The organism is Bradyrhizobium sp. SRL28 (assembly GCF_018596315.1).
Taxonomy (GTDB): domain Bacteria; phylum Pseudomonadota; class Alphaproteobacteria; order Rhizobiales; family Xanthobacteraceae; genus Bradyrhizobium.
Genome location: NZ_JAHEAG010000237.1, coordinates 1 through 400 on the forward strand (window position 1 = coordinate 1; position 400 = coordinate 400).

Below are 400 nucleotides of genomic sequence, written 5' to 3' on the forward strand. Positions count from 1 at the left end.
AACCGACCTGCGCGGCACCACGACCTACACCAGCGCAACCGCGCTCTCCAACGTGCTGTTCGACGGCACGGCCGGTGGCGTGACGGCGGCAACCGGCACAACCACGCTCGGTGGCACGGCGGGAACCAGGGCCGGGTCGAACGTTACCGACAATTCGGCAGCGGCTATTACGGCCGCCACCACCATCTATGGCGCGACCGGCTCCTTGAGCACCGCGGCCACCACGCAATTCGGCGACGGCAAGAGCTTTACCGTCAATGGCAAAACCATCAGCTTCAAGGCGGGTGCGGCGCCGACGGCGGCGACTGTACCGGCCGGCTATGGCGTTCTCGGCAACATCGCGAGCGACGGCAATGGCAACTCGATCATCTATCTCGGGGCGACCCCGGCCACCTCGACT

The 400-nt window shown here is 66.5% G+C and carries 1 protein-coding gene; it reads left to right on the forward strand.

The window, feature by feature from the left end:
• Window positions 1-400, forward strand: a 400-nt coding sequence (locus tag KIP88_RS46160) for a DUF1522 domain-containing protein (protein WP_214494675.1), incomplete at both ends; no start/stop codon positions are given.